Source organism: Serratia sp. CY55921 (assembly GCF_052167655.1).
GTDB lineage: Bacteria > Pseudomonadota > Gammaproteobacteria > Enterobacterales > Enterobacteriaceae > Serratia > Serratia ureilytica.
On record NZ_JBJNMU010000002.1, the window covers coordinates 336,958 to 353,976 of the forward strand.

Annotated in this window: 15 protein-coding genes; 12 read left to right on the forward strand and 3 right to left on the reverse strand. The window is 62.0% G+C overall.

Translation table 11 applies throughout. From position 1 onward, the window contains the following. Nucleotides 1-39 precede the first annotated feature (39 nt). From ACJ8M3_RS15420 to ACJ8M3_RS15445, 6 genes are all read left to right on the forward strand, one after another. Nucleotides 40-1,761: an ABC transporter permease gene (locus tag ACJ8M3_RS15420; RefSeq protein ID WP_033641724.1), complete on the forward strand. Its 1,722-nt coding sequence runs from the start codon at nt 40-42 to the stop codon at nt 1,759-1,761. A 15-nt stretch (nt 1,762-1,776) separates the two neighbouring features. After that, nucleotides 1,777-2,568 (forward strand): ABC transporter ATP-binding protein, encoded by a 792-nt coding sequence (locus ACJ8M3_RS15425; protein ID WP_033641723.1) that lies wholly within the window; start codon nt 1,777-1,779, stop codon nt 2,566-2,568. Nucleotides 2,569-2,599: 31 nt separating this feature from the next. Further along, nucleotides 2,600-3,682, forward strand: a complete 1,083-nt coding sequence (locus ACJ8M3_RS15430) for a porin (RefSeq protein WP_089197635.1) — start codon at nt 2,600-2,602, stop codon at nt 3,680-3,682. A gap of 583 nt (nt 3,683-4,265) precedes the next feature. Beyond that, nucleotides 4,266-5,045: an ABC transporter ATP-binding protein gene (locus ACJ8M3_RS15435; protein WP_089197634.1), complete on the forward strand. Its 780-nt coding sequence runs from the start codon at nt 4,266-4,268 to the stop codon at nt 5,043-5,045. A gap of 111 nt (nt 5,046-5,156) precedes the next feature. Beyond that, nucleotides 5,157-5,849 (forward strand): MgtC/SapB family protein, encoded by a 693-nt coding sequence (locus tag ACJ8M3_RS15440; RefSeq protein WP_019453282.1) that lies wholly within the window; start codon nt 5,157-5,159, stop codon nt 5,847-5,849. A gap of 27 nt (nt 5,850-5,876) precedes the next feature. Then, nucleotides 5,877-6,761 (forward strand): LysR family transcriptional regulator, encoded by an 885-nt coding sequence (locus ACJ8M3_RS15445; RefSeq protein ID WP_033641720.1) that lies wholly within the window; start codon nt 5,877-5,879, stop codon nt 6,759-6,761. Between the two features lie 4 nt (nt 6,762-6,765). Here ACJ8M3_RS15445 and sfnG read toward each other — a convergent pair whose 3' ends face one another. After that, nucleotides 6,766-7,860 carry a dimethylsulfone monooxygenase SfnG gene (gene sfnG / locus ACJ8M3_RS15450; RefSeq protein ID WP_025305137.1) on the reverse strand — a complete coding sequence of 365 codons (1,095 nt, stop codon included), beginning with the start codon at nt 7,858-7,860 and terminating at the stop codon, nt 6,766-6,768. Nucleotides 7,861-8,296: 436 nt separating this feature from the next. Here sfnG and ACJ8M3_RS15455 point away from each other — a divergent pair, with 436 nt between their 5' ends. The 4 genes from ACJ8M3_RS15455 to ACJ8M3_RS15470 all read left to right on the forward strand — a co-directional run bounded on the left by ACJ8M3_RS15455 (nt 8,297) and on the right by ACJ8M3_RS15470 (nt 12,362). Further along, a complete protein-coding gene (locus tag ACJ8M3_RS15455; protein ID WP_033631682.1) occupies nt 8,297-10,477 on the forward strand; it encodes a carbon starvation CstA family protein in 2,181 nt (726 codons plus the stop codon). A gap of 218 nt (nt 10,478-10,695) precedes the next feature. Further along, on the forward strand, nt 10,696-10,899 hold the full coding sequence (locus tag ACJ8M3_RS15460) for a YbdD/YjiX family protein (protein ID WP_004953088.1): 204 nt from the start codon (nt 10,696-10,698) through the stop codon (nt 10,897-10,899). Between the two features lie 21 nt (nt 10,900-10,920). Then, on the forward strand, nt 10,921-11,883 hold the full coding sequence (gene yjiA / locus ACJ8M3_RS15465) for a GTPase (protein ID WP_089197633.1): 963 nt from the start codon (nt 10,921-10,923) through the stop codon (nt 11,881-11,883). A 56-nt stretch (nt 11,884-11,939) separates the two neighbouring features. After that, nucleotides 11,940-12,362: a hypothetical protein gene (locus ACJ8M3_RS15470; RefSeq protein ID WP_033641718.1), complete on the forward strand. Its 423-nt coding sequence runs from the start codon at nt 11,940-11,942 to the stop codon at nt 12,360-12,362. A gap of 24 nt (nt 12,363-12,386) precedes the next feature. On the opposite strand, the gene ACJ8M3_RS15475 is transcribed toward ACJ8M3_RS15470, so the two are convergent. Continuing rightward, on the reverse strand, nt 12,387-13,409 hold the full coding sequence (locus tag ACJ8M3_RS15475; protein ID WP_145957743.1) for a LacI family DNA-binding transcriptional regulator: 1,023 nt from the start codon (nt 13,407-13,409) through the stop codon (nt 12,387-12,389). Between the two features lie 284 nt (nt 13,410-13,693). Here ACJ8M3_RS15475 and ascF point away from each other — a divergent pair, with 284 nt between their 5' ends. Continuing rightward, nucleotides 13,694-15,136, forward strand: a complete 1,443-nt coding sequence (ascF, locus tag ACJ8M3_RS15480; protein WP_046688154.1) for a PTS cellobiose/arbutin/salicin transporter subunit IIBC — start codon at nt 13,694-13,696, stop codon at nt 15,134-15,136. A gap of 16 nt (nt 15,137-15,152) precedes the next feature. Then, nucleotides 15,153-16,583: a 6-phospho-beta-glucosidase gene (locus ACJ8M3_RS15485; protein WP_089197631.1), complete on the forward strand. Its 1,431-nt coding sequence runs from the start codon at nt 15,153-15,155 to the stop codon at nt 16,581-16,583. A 15-nt stretch (nt 16,584-16,598) separates the two neighbouring features. Here the strand turns inward: ACJ8M3_RS15485 and ACJ8M3_RS15490 are convergent, their stop codons facing one another. Continuing rightward, complete coding sequence (locus ACJ8M3_RS15490; RefSeq protein WP_145957742.1) at nt 16,599-17,018, reverse strand: putative T6SS immunity periplasmic lipoprotein; 420 nt, start codon at nt 17,016-17,018, stop codon at nt 16,599-16,601. Between the last annotated feature and the right edge of the window lies 1 nt (nt 17,019).

Genomic DNA, 17,019 nt, shown 5'->3' on the forward strand with positions numbered 1-17,019 from the left:
GCCGACGGATTTCTTATGGGAAAAATAAGGTATTGCGTTATGCAAAATAACCGGGGTACATCTGTTTTCAGAAAGTCTTATTTAAATGACTTTATCGTTATCGCCATCGGCGTTTTCTTCATTGCCTTTTTTATTCGCGCGTGGGGCGACATGCACGGCGACTTCAATGAACAAAATGTCTCTGCCATTAGTCTCGATGCCTGGAACCTGCTTTATTATTCGCTCAGAACCAGCATGCGCTTTCTCCTCGGCATGGCCTGGTCGCTGCTGTTTTCTGTGGTGTTCGCCGTGCTGGCCGCGCGCTATGCGCCGCTGCGCCGGGTGATCCTGCCCTTCGTCAACTTTATGGAGTCGGTGCCGCTGGTGGGGTTCCTGACCTTCACGACCGTGTACTTTCTCAACCTCTACCCGCACAGCGTGATGGGGCTGGAGTGCACCGCCATCTTCGCGGTGTTTACCGGCCAGGCCTGGAACATGATGCTGACGCTGTATCAGACGCTGCGCATCGTGCCCAAGGAGCTGGACGAAGCCGCCCGCAGCTTCAATTACAACCCGTGGCAACGCTTCTGGCGGCTGGAATTCATCTATTCGGTGCCGGGCCTGCTGTGGAACGCCATGGTGTCGCAATCCGCCGCCTGGTTCGCCCTGGTGGCCTCCGAAGCCATTCCGGTCGGCGATCGCTCGGTCGAACTGCCCGGCGTCGGCTCCTATATCGCCGAAGCGCTGGCGCAGCAGAACGTGCCGGCGATCCTGTATGCGATCGTCGCGCTGGCCGCCAACATCGTGCTGCTCGATCAGCTGGTTTTCCGCCCGCTGGTGCGTTACACCGCCCGCTTCAAATACGAAGACGTTACCGCCAATCGGGCGCTCGGCAATCCGTGGTTCTACAACAGTCTGGCCTTTTCGCACGTCGGCGCGGCGCTCGGCCGCACGCTGCGCGCGCTGGCTGATCTGTGGCTGTTCAAGCTGCCGCGGCTGTGGTACGCCCTCGGCCTGCACCGCCTGTTTCGCCTCGCCGCCAAAGGCAATTGGCTGTGGCGCAGCCTGTGGTATCTCGGCGTGGTGCTGGCCTGCGTCTGGTTCGGTTACCGGCTGTGGGAATACTTCCCCAAACAGTACTTCGCCATGCTGCCGGAGTGGATGCTGCTCACCACCGCGCGCGTGGCCGCGGCCATGCTGCTCAGCGTGGCGATCTTCACGCCGCTGGGGGTGTGGATCGGCCTGAATCCGCGCCTGGTGAAGATCTTCCAGCCGATCATCCAGATCCTGGCGGCCATTCCGCCCAACATTTTCTACCCGCTGATCGCCGCCTTCATCGCCATTTATCATCAGGATCTCGGCTGGTGGGCCATTCCGATGATCATGCTGGGCACCCAGTGGTACGTGTTGTTCAACGTGATCGCCGGCGTTTCCGCCATTCCGACGCAGATCACCGAAGTCAGCGAAACCTTCGGGCTGCGCCGTTTCCGCTGGTGGCGCTACTACATGCTGCCGGCGATCTTCCCCTACATCGTGACTGGCATCATCTCCGCCGCCGGCGGCGCCTGGAACAGCGCCATCGCCGCCGAAGTGATCCAGTGGGGCAGCACCACCCTCAGCGCCACCGGGCTGGGCGCGTTCATTTCCGTCGTCACCGACGCCGGCAAGAACCCGGAGTCCGCACTGGGCTGCGCCGCGATGTGCGCGCTGGTGGCGCTGTGCATCATCTTCGTCTGGCAACCGCTGTATCGCATCGCGGAAACCAAATTCAAATATGACTGATCAAGGGGGAACAACATGCTGACTCAAGACGTGATTATCAGCGCCCGTCGGTTGAACAAAACGTTTATCGGCGAAAACAAGCGCCCCACCCCCGTGCTGCGCGACGTGTCGCTGACCGTGCACGCCGGCGAGTTCGTCACCATTCTGGGGCAATCCGGTTCGGGCAAGTCCACGCTGCTGCGCATGCTGGCCGGGCTGATCCCGCCGGACAGCGGCACGCTCACCCTGGCGGGCAAACCGGTCTGCGGCCCGAGCGCCAACGCCGGCATGGTGTTTCAATCCTACGCGCTCTACCCCTGGCTGACGGTGTACGACAACATCGCCTTCGGCCTGCTGGCGCAAAAGCTGCCGCCGCAGACGATCGCCGAACGGCTGGAGGCGCTGCTGCGCCTGGTGGGGCTGAGCGGCTATGAGCACGCCTGGCCGCGCGAGCTGTCGGGCGGCATGCGCCAACGGGTGGGCTTCGCCCGGGCGTTGGCGGTAGAGCCCGATGTCTTGCTGCTGGACGAGCCCTTCTCCGCCCTCGATATCTTTACCGCGCAAAAACTGCGCAGCGATCTGCTGGCGCTGTGGGGAGACAACCGGCTGCGCACGCGCGCCATGGTGATGGTAACGCACGACGTCGAAGAGGCGGTGCTGATGTCCGATCGGGTGCTGATCCTGGACGCGACCAGCAAACGGATCGATGACGAATTCAGCATCAATATTCCCCGCGCGGCGCGCAACCGGGACAGCCTGCGGCACCTCACCGATCGGATCCGCAGCTGCCTGTACAAAAAAATCGCGCAGGCGCAACCGGCCGGATAAGGCCGCATTTTCGTTAACTCAGGGTCGTGAAATGAAACATAAAAGCTTACTGATGGCGCTGGTCATCCTGATACCGGCAGCCGCCGCCGGGGCAGAAATCGTCAACAAAGACGGCAATAAACTGGATCTCTACGGCCAACTGAACGGGGTGCATTACTTCAGCAGCGATGCCGACAATAACGGCGATCGCTCCTACACCCGTTTCGGTTTCAAAGGCGAGACGCAGATCGCCGACGGGCTGACAGGGTATGGCCAATGGGAATATCAGGCGGGGCTCGATCAGCCGGAAAGCGCCGGGCCGGGCAATAGCTATACCCGGCTGGGCTTCGCCGGGCTGACGTTCGGCCGCTGGGGCAGCCTGGACTACGGCCGCAACTACGGTCTGCTGTATGACGTGGCCGGCTGGACGGACGTGCTGCCCGAATTCGGCAACGACAGCTACGAAGCGGCCGACAACTTTATGACCGGCCGCGCCAACGGCCTGCTGACCTACCACAACCGCAGCCTGGGCGGGCTGTTGGACGGTCTGGATCTCGGCCTGCAATATCAGGGGAAGAATCGGGGGGACGACGCTCTGCGGGCGAAGGATATTCAGACGCAAAACGGCGATGGCTACGCCTTTTCCGCCACCTACGACACCGGCGCGGGGCTAAACTTTGGCGCCGCCTACGCCAACTCTGCGCGCACCCTGGCGCAGCAGCGCTTCGGCCTGGCCGACGGCGATCGCGCCCGGGCCTGGACGCTGGGGCTGAAATACGATCTGGACAACCTCTACCTGGCGGCCAGCTATGCGCGCACCGAAAACATGACCTATGTCGACGGCGATCGCTACGCCGGCTTCGCCCCCCGCGCGGACGCCGTCGAGGCGGTCGCGCAGTATCACTTCGATTCCGGCGTCACGCCCTCGGTGGCCTACCTGCAAACGCGCGGCCGTAACCTGCCCGGCATTGGCGACGCCGATCTGGTCAAATACCTGGATCTGGCGCTGAACTACAGCTTCAACGCCAATATGTCGACCTACGTGGAGTACAAGCTCAACCTGCTGCAACGGCAGAACGCCGTCGGCGCCGGCGCCGACGACATTGTCGAAACCGGCATCATGTATCAGTTCTGACCCGATACCGGCCGCAGCGCGCTGCGGCCGGTTCATTATTTGTCTCGCGCCCGCCCTGTTATTCTCTCGTTTAATTCAGGTTTATATTTCTATAAAATAGCGCCTATATTCATTCTCATGATTTTCGTTGACGCCCCGTTTAATAAATAAAGAAAAACTTTCCCGCATTCATATTAAATTACATTTTGCCGCGATAATTCCGCCTAACCACATTGAATCACAGGCAATATCACGCGTATTATGGCCACACGAAAAATAACGGGGAAATGATATGGACGGCGACAGTTGGTTGTTTATTTTATTGTTGGAATCGCTGAGGTCACAGGAGCAATAGTCATCCCATTGCATCCTGAAAGTGTCAGGATATGCGTCAGTTACCACATCCCTTCGCTTTACCCCTTCAGCGCATGGCCTCCGCGCACGCCGCTCCGGCGCGCCTGACAGGCTAATCCTTCCAGCATACGCTTATTAACAGTCCGATAACGCTCAGGCTTATTTGCGCTCGCATTTATTTTACCCCTGCGCGGCGATAACTATCGGCCATTTTTCCATGCTCATATTTTTAATTGAGTGGAGAAACATCATGATGGTAAAAAAAACCACGCTACTGACGGTTAATAACGTCAGCAAAAGCGTTCAGCCTACCGGTAAAGAAAAACGCCTGGTGCTGAATGAAATCAACGTGCGCCTTTACGACAACGAGGTCGTCAGCATTTTGGGGCAGTCCGGCTCGGGCAAGTCCACCCTGCTGCGCATACTTTCCGGCCTGATCGCGCCGGATCTGGGCACCGTGATGCTGGGGGATAAAAAAGTCTCGGGGCCGAATCCGCAGATCAACATGGTGTTCCAGACCTTCGCCATTTTCCCGTGGCTGAACGTCTACCAAAATATCGCCTTCGGGCTGCAGGCGCAGGATCTGCCGCCGCAGGTGGTCGAAACCCAGACGCAGAAAATGCTCAATCTGGTCGGGCTCGCGCCCTACCGCGACGCCTACCCGCGCGAGCTTTCCGGCGGCATGCGCCAGCGGGTCGGCTTTGCGCGCGCGCTGGCGGTAGAACCGATGCTGCTGTTGCTGGATGAGCCGTTTTCCGCGCTGGACGTCTATACCGGCGAACACCTGCGCAGCGATCTGCTGCGCATCTGGAGCACGCGCCAGATCAAAACCCGCTCCATCGTGCTGGTGACCCACAGCGTAGAGGAAGCGGTGATGATGTCTGATCGCATCCTCCTGCTGGGCGCCGGCACCCTCGACGGCTGCTATCACATCGCGCAGCGCCGCGAGACGCGCACCCGCGAGGGGATGCAGCCGCTGACGGACAAAATCAGCGAGACGCTCAGCCGGCAGATCGCCGCCGCGCACTGAGCGCCGCCCTGGCCTGGCGGGACGGATCCCGCCAACTTAACTACCTGTTTATCAAGAGTCACCCCGCCACGGGTGGCTCATGATAAGCGGATAATACATCGAGTTATTATCATGCATTTCATTCATACACTGCTGACGCTGCTGACCGCGTCCGTCCTGGGCGCCGCCATCGGCTATGAAAGACAATTCCGCCAGCGCACCGCCGGGCTGCGTACCAATACGCTGGTGGCCACCAGCGCGGCGATCTTCGTCCACCTGGCCATGACCATCGACGGCAGCGGCGGCGCGGTGCGCGTCATCTCCTACGTGGTCTCCGGCGTCGGCTTTCTCGGCGCCGGGGCCATCATGAAAGAAGGGATGAACATCCGCGGCCTGAACACCGCCGCCACGCTCTGGGGCTCCGCGGCGGTCGGCGCCTGCGCCGGCTGCGGCCTGTACGGCGATGCGCTGGCCGCCACGCTGTTCGTGCTCGCCGCCAACACCCTGCTGCGCCCTCTGGTCAATATGGTCAACAAACAGCCCTTCAATGACGTTAACGGCGAATCCACCTACCAGATTTGCGTCATTGCCTTCGAGCATGAGCAGCGTGAAGCGCTGGCCAAATTCAAACAGGTGCTGCAAGGAGAAAACTGCTTTATCTCGCATCTGGATATCGAACCCTTTGGCGACGACGACGTGGAGATCACCGCCACGCTGATGCCGGCCTCCGTCACCACGCCGGTGCTCGACCAGACCATCAATAAACTGCTGAACGACAGCATGATGAAACAGGCCTATTACAGCCGCATCGCCGGCTCCGGCTAATGCCTTTCACTTCCAGGGAGATCCACCATGAAAACCATGCCAAAACTGGCTCATCTGACGATGTTCAAAGACATCGTTCACTGCGGAAGTTTGCACGATGCCGCGAAAAAACTGGCCGTCTCGCAACCCACGCTCAGCCGGGTGCTCAAAGAGCTGGAAATGTCCATCGGCGCGCGGTTGCTGGAGCGCAGCAACCGCGGCGTGCGCCTGACGGCGGTCGGCGAGCTGTTTTACCGGCGGATAGACGCCGCCACCAATCAGTTGCTCAGCGCGTTTGACGAGCTGCGCGGCATGAGCGCCGGCGGCGAGAAGCGCCTGCGGGTGGGAATGAGCGTCGATCCGCTGCTGTGCTACCTGCCCCAGGTGCTCGAAGGCTTCAACCGCCGCTACCCGCATACCCGGGTGACGGTGGTGGAAGACGGCCCGGAAGGCCTGCTCGCCCGGCTGAGAAACTGCGAGCTGGATTTGGCGGTCAGCAGCCTGAACGGCGCGGCGGGCGGCGCCGATCTGGCCATGCAGGCGCTGAAGAGCGAGCGCTTCTCGCTCTATCAAGGGGGCGACCTGACCGCCGCCGGGCAGCCGCCGGCCGAAGCCAAATGGGTGGTGCCGCGCTCCTGCTCGGTGGGGCACGCCGCCATCCGCGAGATCGCCGAGCGTTACACGCCGCACGGCCAGATCGTCGAGACCGACTCCTTTCTGGCGACCTGGTGCCTGGTCAGGCAGCAGGGCTATATCGCGCTGCTGAGCGATCGGGTCGTCGCGCACTACGCCCCGCAGCTGCACCTGCAGAAAATCCCGACGCAGGGGATCGACATCAGCGCGCGCTTTTATGTCTTTACCCGCCATGAGCCGGCCACGCCGCCGCTCAGCGCCGCCTTTATCCACCTGCTGCAAACCCTGCAAACGGGTTGAACGCTCAGGCCGCCGCCCGCTGGCGCTCCAGTTCGCGCACCAGCGGGATCACTTCACGGCCGAAGTACTCCACCTCTTCCTGGAAGTGCAGAAACGCCAGCAACAGCAGATCCACCCCGGCGTCTTTCAACGCGATGATGCGCTCGGCGATCTGCTGCGGCGTGCCGATCAGGTTGGTTTTAAAGCCGTCGTTATACTGCACCAAGTCTTCGAAGGTGGACTTGGCCCAGTTGCCCTCGCCCTCGGGCGAGGCCGCCCCGGCGTTCTTCACCTCGTGCCCGAAGCCCTGCACCGCCTCCGGGTTGGCGTGATCGATGATCTCCTGCAGCACCGCCTGCGCCGCCTGTTCGCTCTCGCGGGCGATGACAAAACCGTTCACCCCCACCTTCACCCGATGGTGATTGGCCTGCGCCTTGCTCTGGATGTCCTCCACCTGCCGGCGAATGCCCTCCACGCTGTTGCCGTTGGTGAAATACCAGTCCGAGACCCGCGCCGCCATGTCGCGCGCCGCGCGTGAGCTGCCGCCCTGGAAAATTTCCGGCAACGGCGCCAGCGGCTTCGGCTTCAGCGAGTAGTCGCGGAAACGGTAGAAATCGCCGGCGAAGGTGAAACTGGGCTCAGTCCAGATGCCGCGCAGGCAGCGGATAAACTCTTCCGAGCGCAGGTAGCGCTCCTCATGATCCAGCCACGGCTCGCCGATGGCCTTGAACTCGCCGCGGAACCAGCCGCTGACAATGTTCACCGCGATGCGCGCGTTGGAAAGATGGCTGATGGTGGCGATCTGTTTGGCCGCCAGCGTGGGGTTCCACGGCCCCGGCAGCAGTGCGGCGATCACTTTCAGCTTTTCGGTGGCGTCCAGCAGGGCCTGTGAGAACGACACCGACTCGTGCTGGTTCTCCGCGCCGTAACCGGCGGTGAAGCGGATCTGGGTAAGCGCGTAGTCGAAACCGGCGCGCTCGGCGATCTGCGCCAGCTTGCGGTTATAACCGATGTCCCAACCGGTGCGCTGCGGGATATTGCTGATCACCAGGCCGCCGGAAACGTTCGGCACCCAGTAGGCGAACTGAATCGGCTGCTGCGAGTGGTTTGCTGCTGACATGCTTCTCTCCCTCTGACCGTCGGCGCCGTTATGCGGCGCGCATATAACCATTATTGATTTCCAAATATTGAAAACCTTGTTTTGGTTATAAAACCGATAGCAGGATGCGTGCCAATCGCCACGTTAAGGCATCTGGCTGAAAAACCGGGCGTTTAAAGCCGACGGGTGCGGGCGGGTGCTGCATTGGCAACAGCGGCTGACGGGCGGCTGTTGGTTATGCAACAAACCGCTCACCCCGCCAATCCAACCGTTCACCCGGCGGATCTGACCGCTGACCGAAATACGCCTGTCTTCCCCCCTAACCCCCGGCGATGATGAGCTGTTCCTAAACCCGCCTTACCTCGGGAAAGACGCTACGGCTCACCGCGCCACTCTGACATCTCTTACAAGCGGATGAGTTCATTCATATTTTGCAGACTGGAATTAAGGATACCTCATGAAACGAGAGGGGATTTTAAAGCACATTCCGTGGATGCTGCTGGGGATACTCGGCGCAGCCTGCCTCGGCGTGGTGGCGCTGCGCCGCGGCGAACACATCAGCGCGCTGTGGATCGTCGTCGCTTCGGTGGCGGTGTATCTGGTGGCCTACCGCTACTACAGCCTGTACATCGCCACCAGGGTGATGAAGCTGGACGCCGGCCGTGCCACCCCGGCGGTGGTCAACAACGACGGCCTCAACTACGTGCCGACCAACAAGAACGTGCTGTTCGGCCACCACTTCGCCGCCATCGCCGGCGCCGGGCCGCTGGTGGGGCCGGTGCTGGCCGCGCAGGTCGGCTACCTGCCCGGCACGCTCTGGCTGCTGGGCGGCGTAGTGCTGGCGGGGGCGGTGCAGGACTTTATGGTGCTGTTCATCTCCTCGCGCCGCAACGGCGCCTCGCTCGGTGAGATCATCAAAAAAGAGATGGGGCCGATACCGGGCACCATCGCGCTGTTCGGCTGCTTCCTGATCATGATCATCATCCTGGCGGTGCTGGCGCTGATCGTGGTGAAAGCGCTGGCGGAAAGCCCGTGGGGCGTGTTCACCGTCTGCTCCACCGTGCCGATCGCGCTGTTTATGGGCATCTACATGCGCTACCTGCGCCCCGGCCGCGTGGGTGAAGTGTCAATCATCGGCATCGTGCTGCTGGTGGCCGCCATCTGGTTCGGCGGCGTGGTGGCGCACGACCCGTACTGGGGCCCGGCGCTGACCTTTAAAGACACCACCATCACCTTCACGCTGATCGGCTACGCGTTCGTCTCCGCTCTGCTGCCGGTGTGGCTGATCCTGGCGCCGCGCGACTACCTGGCCACCTTCCTGAAAATCGGGGTGATCGTCGGGCTGGCGATCGGCATCGTGATCCTCAACCCCGAGCTGAAAATGCCGGCGGTGACCCAGTTCGTCGACGGCACCGGCCCGGTGTGGAAAGGCACCTTGTTCCCGTTCCTGTTCATCACCATCGCCTGCGGCGCGGTCTCCGGCTTCCACGCGCTGATCGCTTCCGGCACCACGCCGAAGCTGCTGGCCAATGAGACCGACGCGCGCTTTATCGGCTACGGCGCGATGCTGATGGAGTCCTTCGTCGCCATCATGGCGCTGGTGGCGGCTTCCATCATCGAGCCGGGCCTGTACTTCGCCATGAACACCCCGCCGGCGGCGCTGGGCATCACCATGCCGGATCTGCACCGCCTGGGCACCGAAGACGCGCCGATGATCATGGCTTCGCTGAAGGACGTGACCGTGCACGCGGCGGCGGCGGTCAGCTCCTGGGGCTTCGTCATCAGCCCGGAACAGATCCTGCAGACCGCCACCGACATCGGCGAACCTTCGGTGCTGAACCGCGCCGGCGGCGCGCCAACGCTGGCGGTGGGCATCGCCCACGTGTTCCACCAGATCATTCCGGGCGCCAACATGGGCTTCTGGTATCACTTCGGCATTCTGTTCGAGGCGCTGTTCATCCTGACCGCGCTGGACGCCGGCACCCGTTCCGGCCGCTTTATGCTGCAGGATCTGCTGGGCAACTTCGTGCCGTTCCTGAAGAAAACCGACTCGCTGGTGGCCGGCATCATCGGCACCGCCGGCTGCGTCGGGCTGTGGGGCTACCTGCTGTATCAGGGCGTGGTGGATCCGCTCGGCGGCGTGAAGAGCCTGTGGCCGCTATTCGGCATATCCAACCAGATGCTGGCCGCCGTGGCGCTGGTGCTGGGCACCGTGGTGCTGATTAAGATGAAGCGCACCCAATACATCTGGGTGACCGTGCTGCCGGCGGTGTGGCTGCTAATCTGCACCACCTACGCGCTGGGCCTGAAGCTGTTCAGCGATAACCCGCAGCTGGAAGGCTTCTTCTTCCTGGCCGGCGAATACAAACGCAAAATCGCCGAGGGCGGCGCCGAGCTGAGCGCCCAGCAGATCGCCAACATGAACCACATCGTGGTGAACAACTACACCAACGCCGGGCTGAGCATTCTGTTCCTGCTGGTGGTGTACAGCATCATCTTCTACGGGGTGAAAACCGCGATGGCGGCGCACAAGAACCCGAAACGCACCGATCAGGAAACGCCTTACGTGCCGGTGCCGCAGGCCGCGCCCGCCGACGGCGTAACTGAGGGGGAGGTCAAAGTTTCGACCCAGCATTGATGTGATTTAACGGATACCCTGCATAATAAACGTTAAGTAGTACCCAAAGCCGCACGGCCTGCGTATCGCAAGATGCCAGGCGTGCGGCGCGATGCAATCGAGATACCCGGGGCGACCCGGAGGTGGGGCATCCCTGCGGGAACCCCATCCCCCGGCTTCCCCTAATATCAGGCTTAAGCAAGCGCTGTAGTGATGCAGGGTAAAGTTGGAGAAGGTTTATGTTCGGAAATCTCGGCCAGGCGGGGAAGTATCTCGGGCAGGCGGCGCGCATGTTGGTGGGCGTGCCTGACTACGATACCTACGTCCAGCACATGAAAGACAACCACCCGGACAAGCCGGTGATGACCTATAAAGAATTTTTCCGCGAGCGCCAGCAAGCGCGCTACGGCGGCGACGGCAAAGGCGGCATGCGCTGCTGTTAACCCGCAGTCACAAGGATCCGTATGAAACCCATCGCAGTCACCATCCTGACCGGCTTTTTGGGCGCCGGCAAAACCACCCTGCTGCGCCACATCCTGAACGCCGAACACGGCTATAAGATCGCGGTCATCGAGAACGAGTTCGGCGAAGTGCCGATCGACGACGCGCTGATTGGCGATCGCGCCAGTCGCATCACCACGTTGAGCAACGGCTGCATCTGCTGCAGCAAGTCCAACGAACTGGCGGACGCGCTGCTGGATTTGCTTGACGGCGTCGACAGCGGCCAGCTGGCGTTCGATCGGCTGATCATCGAATGCACCGGCATGGCCGATCCCGGCCCGATTACCCAGACCTTTTTCTCGCACGAGATCCTGTGCGAGCGCTTCCTGCTGGACGGCATCATCACCCTGGTGGACGCGGCGCACGCCGAGCAGCAGCTGAGCCAGTTCAGCATCGCCCAGGCGCAGGTGGGCTACGCCGACCGCATCCTGTTGACCAAAACCGACGTGGCGCCGGACTGCGAGGCGCTGATCCAGCGGCTGCAGCGGATGAACGCCCGCGCGCCGGTCTACAAGGTGACGCACGGCGATATCGATCTGAACGTGCTGTTCGACATCGAAGGCTTCACGCTGAACGACAAGCTGAACCTGACGCCAGCCACCCCGCTGTTCCGCCGCATCCCGCAGCCGCAGAGCGACATCCGCTCAATTGTCGTGACGCTGGAACGCCCGCTGCCGCTGATGCAAATCTCCGACGTGATGGAAGGCCTGCTGCTGGAATACGCCGACAACCTGCTGCGCTACAAAGGCATTCTGTCTATCGAAGACGAGCCGCGCCGCCTGCTGTTCCAGGGGGTGCAGCGGCTGTATAACGCCGACTGGGATCGGGAATGGCTGCCTGAGGAAGAGCGCAAGAGCACGCTGGTGTTTATCGGGGTGGATCTGCCGGAGGAGGAGATTCGGGAGCGGATTGGGGGGTTGGGGTAAGATAAACCATTCCCCAGGCCAACACGGCCTATATCCAGCAAACTCAAGGATGAACGATGGCAAACAACGTGATGATAGTAGGATTAAAGGCGCTTAACCTGTGCGCGAGCGCCTATATCGTCATCAAACTGAGCACGGTGTTAGCCATCGGCATCATGTTTCTTATTGTCTCTTACGCCGGCGTGGAGGACGTTGAGCTGTCCAATCTCCTCGCCGGGGCGCTCATCATCCTGCCGCTGTTGGTCGTCGTCGGTGGCACGCTTATCGTCTGCGCCGTCGCCGCCTATCTCAACCTAAAGGCGCCCTATCGTAAAAAAGCGCTGTTCTTTAGCCTGCTGTTGGGCAGCATCTCTGCGGTTGGCCTGCTGCTGCCCTACACACGCGAGTTCGCGCTATCCACGGCAGCCGCCAGCGCCCTGGCATTGTGCAGCGCGCTGGGGATTTTTGCTTTGTCGAAGAGGCGGATTCAAGCGTTGTAGCGCCTGAAAAAGACGGGTACGCGCTTATGCCTTTCCCCAATATGGCCCCGCCGCCACCGACTCGCGCTCGATCAGGCTGGCCGGGAAGCTGGGGCGCTTGCTGAGCTCGCCGCCGTCCAGCATCGACAGCAATCGGTTGATGGTCTCCTGGATCATCTCGGTGACCGGCATCTTCATGCTCGACAGCGACGGCACGGTATAGGGCGCCAGCGGGATGTCGTCGAAGCCGATGACCGATACCGCCTCCGGCACCGCCACGCCGCGCTCCGCCAGCCGCTTCATCGCGCCGATGGCCATTTCGTCGTTGCCGGCGACGATGGCGCTGAACGGCTGCCCGCCGGCCAGCAGCGCATCGACCGCCGCCACGCCGCTTTGCGCGTTCCATTTTCCTTCGACGATCAACGCCTCGTTAACCGCAATGCCCTGCTGCGCCAGCGCGGACTTATAGCCGGAAAGCCGCTCCAGCCCGGTGGGGGAATCGAGCGAGCCGGTGATAAAGGCGATGTCTCGATGGCCGCGCGCGATCAGGTGCGCCACCGCCGCCGCGCCGGCGGCGTGCTGATCGCTGAAGATGCAGTAGCTGTCGTTCAGCCGCAGCCGCCGGTTGATCACCAGAATCGGCTGGCGGTGTTGGGAGACGATCTCGTCCATTTCCGCGATCGACAGAAAACGCGGATAGATGATCACCCCGTCGCAGCGCAGATCCAGCAAAAACTGAATGGCGGCCCGCTCCTCTTCGGCGGTGTGCTTGCCGTCCGCCAGGATCAGTTGGCGGCCGTTCGCCTCCATGATGCGCGCCGACTGCGCCATCAGTTCGCTGAAATAGTTGCCGCTGTAGAGGGTGTTGGTGACCACCAGGCCGAGGGTTTGGGTGGTGTTGGTCGCCAGGCTGCGCGCCAGCAGGTTGGGCCGATAGCCGGTTTCCGCGATGGCTTTATCCACCAACGCGCGTTTCTCCTCGCTGACATAGCCGCTGCCGGACAAAACGCGCGACACCGTCGCCTTTGAAACGCCGGCCTTTTTCGCCACCTCGAGTATCGTTGCCATCTGTGCGCCGCCAAAATCCATGGGTTCAGCGCAGTCTACCCAAGACGCCCGGCGTTTGGAACGCTTTCGCGCCCCTGCGCGCCGGTGCGCACTTACCTCTAACGATCCAGATCACGAAAACGAAACGCCAAAAATCCTAGTTCTTGCCAACCACAAAAAGCCAATACATGATTTTGTGAAACCGGTTTCTTATGGGCGTTTCATACGGATGGAACGACGGATCGCCCAGGCAGTAAATATTCGCCTTTGGGCTATCCGAATTGCTATCTGAGAGACGACACGCCATGCCGAAGAACTACGCAGAGATCTCGCACACCATCGTGGCCGCCCTGGGCGGCGCGGGCAATATCGAGGCCGTGACCCACTGCATGACCCGCCTGAGATTCGTGGTGAAAGACAAAGCGCGGATCGACACGCCGGCGCTGAAGGCCATCGACGGCGTGCTGGGCGTGGTGCACAGCGGCGAGCAGTGCCAGGTGATCATCGGCAACGAGGTGGCCAAGGCCTATCAGGCGGTGCTGGCGCTCGGCATGCCGGGCGCGGCGGCCCCCGCCGCCCCGGTGAAACGCAAGCTCACCCTGAAGGGCATCGGCGCTGGCATTCTCGACGCGCTGGTGGGCACCATGTCGCCCCTGATCCCCGCCATCATCGGCGGCTCGATGGTGAAGCTGCTGGCGATGATCCTGGATATGGCCGGGGTATTCGAGAAAGGCTCCTCGACCCTCGTCATCCTCAACGTGATCGGCGACGGCGCGTTCTTCTTCCTGCCGGTGATGGTCGCCGCCTCGGCGGCGCTGAAGTTCAAAACCAACATGTCATTGGCGATCGCCATTGCCGGGGTGCTGGTGCATCCCAACTTTATCGATCTGATGGCCAAGGCGGCGCAGGGCCAGGCGGTGGAATTCGCCTTCATCCCGGTGACGGCGGTGAAATACACCTACACGGTGATCCCGGCGCTGGTGATGACCTGGATCCTGTCGCACATCGAACGCGGGGTGGATCGCATCACCCCGGCGGTGACCAAGAACTTCCTCAAGCCGATGCTGATCGTGCTGATCGCCGCGCCGATCGCCATTCTGCTTATCGGCCCGCTCGGCATCTGGATCGGCAGCGGCATTTCGGCGCTGGTCTACACCGTGCACGGCTACCTGGGCTGGCTTTCCGTGGCCATCATGGGAGCGATTTGGCCGCTGCTGGTGATCACCGGCATGCATCGGGTGTTCACCCCGACCATCATCCAGACCATCGCCGAGACCGGCAAAGAGGGCATGGTGATGCCTTCGGAGATCGGCGCCAACCTGTCGCTGGGCGGCGCTTCGCTGGCGGTGGCGCTGAAAACCAAGAACCGCGAGCTGCGCCAGACCGCGCTGGCCGCCGCCGCCTCCGCCATCGTGGCAGGGATTTCCGAACCGGCGCTGTACGGCGTGGCGGTGCGCCTGAAACGGCCGCTGGTCGCCAGCCTGATCAGCGGCTTTGTCTGCGGCGCGGTCGCCGGCATCGGCGGGTTGGCCAGCCATTCGATGGCCTCGCCCGGGCTGTTCACCAGCGTGCAGTTCTTCGATCCGGCCAACCCGATGAGCATCGTGTGGGTGGTGGCGGTGATGGCGCTCTCGGTGGTGCTGTCGTTCGCGCTCACGCTGATGCTGGGCTTCGAGGATCTGCCGGAAAACGCCGCCGCGCCCGGCCAAACCGCACCGGCGGCGAACGCCGCCGGCGCAACGCATTGAGACACCAGAGGATTGCATGTCCGATTCAACATTCCCTAAAGGATTTTTATGGGGCGGCGCTTTAGCCGCCAACCAGGCGGAAGGCGGCTATCGCGAGGGCGGCAAAGGGCTGACCACCGTCGATATGATCCCGCACGGCGCCAACCGCATGGCGGTCAAACTCGGGCTGGAGAAGCGCTTTAGCCTGCGCGACGACGAGTTTTACCCCAGCCACGACGCCATCGATTTCTACCACCGCTACCGCGACGACATCGCGCTGATGGCGGAGATGGGCTTTACCGTGTTCCGCACCTCCATCGCCTGGAGCCGCATCTACCCCAACGGCGACGAGCTGACGCCCAACGCCGAAGGCATCGCCTTCTACCGCAGCCTGTTCGAAGAGTGCCGCCAATACGGCATCGAGCCGCTGGTGACCCTGTGCCATTTCGACGTGCCGATGCATCTGGTGACCGAATACGGCTCCTGGCGCAGCCGCAGGATGGTGGAGTTCTTCACCCGCTACGCCCGCACCTGCTTCGAAGCCTTCGACGGGCTGGTGAAATACTGGCTGACTTTCAACGAGATCAACATCCTGCTGCACAGCCCGTTCTCCGGCGCGGGGCTGGTGTTTGAAGCGGGCGAAAACCCCGAACAGGTGAAATACCAGGCCGCGCACCACGAACTGGTGGCCAGCGCGCTGGCGACGCGCATCGCCCACGAAGTGAACCCCGCCAACCAGGTGGGCTGCATGCTGGCCGGCGGCAACTTCTACCCGTGGTCCAGCAAGCCGGAAGACGTGTGGGCCGCGCTGGAGAAAGACCGCGAGAACCTGTTCTTTATCGACGTGCAGGCGCGCGGCGCTTACCCCTCCTACGCCGCCCGCGTCTTCCGCGAGAAAGGCGTCAGCATCGTCATGGAACCGGAAGACGCCGACATCCTGAAGCACACCGTCGACTTCGTCTCCTTCAGCTACTACGCCTCGCGCTGCGCCTCCGCCGACATGAACGACAACAACAGCAGCGCCGCCAACGTGGTGAAATCGCTGGCGAACCCGCACCTGCCGCGCAGCGACTGGGGCTGGGGCATCGACCCGCTGGGGCTGCGCATCACCATGAACATGATGTACGACCGCTACCAAAAGCCGCTGTTCCTGGTGGAAAACGGCCTGGGCGCGCACGACGAGTTCAATGCAGCAGGCGAGATTGAGGACGACTACCGCATCAGCTACCTGCGCGAACACATCCGCGCCATGGCCGACGCCATCGCCGACGGCGTGCCGGTGCTGGGTTACACCACCTGGGGCTGCATCGACCTGGTGGCCGCCTCGACCGGCGAAATGAGCAAGCGCTACGGCTTTGTCTACGTCGACCGCGACGACCAGGGCAACGGCACCCTCGCCCGCACCCGCAAGAAATCGTTCTGGTGGTATAAAAAGGTGATCGCCAGCAATGGGGGGGATTTGGGGTAGGTTTGGGCGGTGGGGTTAGCGTGGGGTGCGGAGGGCTTCCAACCTAAGTTGATCGCCTTCCTGCTGCACAACGAATTCGGCGACGAATTCACGCGCAGAGAGAAACTCGCCCGCCTGCTGTTTATTGAGGGAGACCAGCTTCGCGGAGAAATGGTATTGCTGCCCCGGCGTAAATACGTAGCCCTCTTCAGGGACGCACTGATTGGGGGCGATATCCCGCAGCGGCTCGAAGAATTTGAACGTGCGACTCTGCGCCTCATCCAATCGGTAAATCGAGATACCCGCGAGCTTTTCGTCTCCCTGCGGCTGAACGGTGATGCATACTTTGCCCTCACGCAGGCTGGCGGTAGCGGGATAGTCTACGGGGATACGATCGCCTATCGACGGACAGCCTGCGAGCAGGAAGGGGAATGCGAGGGGGAAGATCCGTTTCATG